Genomic DNA, 450 nt, shown 5'->3' with positions numbered 1-450 from the left:
ATAGGTGACCTTGCCGGGTTCGGCGCGCGCGGCGGCCACCACGTCGGCCAGGGTCTTGAAGCGCGAATTGGCGCTGGTGGCGATGATCACCGGGGTGTAGGCCACGTGCGCGATGGCCACGAGGTCTCTGGTCGGGTCCCAGGGCAGGTTCTTGTAGAGGTAGGGCGCGACGACGAGGTTGTCCTTCTGGCCCATGACGAGGTCGTAGCCCGTGGGCGCGGCCTTGACGGTCTCGGTGATGCCGATGGTGCCTCCGGCGCCGGCGCGGTTGTCGGGCACCACCGTCCAGTGCAGGGTCTCGGTGAGCTTGGTCGCGACGAGGCGCGAGAGGATGTCGGTGCCGCCGCCGGGCGGGAAGGGCACGATGAGCCGCACGGGCTTGGCGGGGTAGGCATTGCCGGGGGGCGCGGCGGACGGGGCCGTCTGGGCCCTGTATCTTATACACATCTG

1 protein-coding gene is annotated in these 450 nt (G+C 69.6%); it reads right to left on the bottom strand.

Translation table 11 applies throughout. The annotated features are described in order from the left end of the window. A partial coding sequence (locus E4T88_RS18925; RefSeq protein ID WP_262892173.1) for a tripartite tricarboxylate transporter substrate-binding protein occupies window positions 1-450 on the bottom strand: 450 nt, incomplete at both ends.

This window comes from Dysgonomonas mossii (assembly GCF_004569505.1).
Taxonomy (GTDB): Bacteria; Bacteroidota; Bacteroidia; order Bacteroidales; family Dysgonomonadaceae; genus Dysgonomonas.
This window is presented reverse-complemented; position numbering and strand designations above follow the sequence as displayed.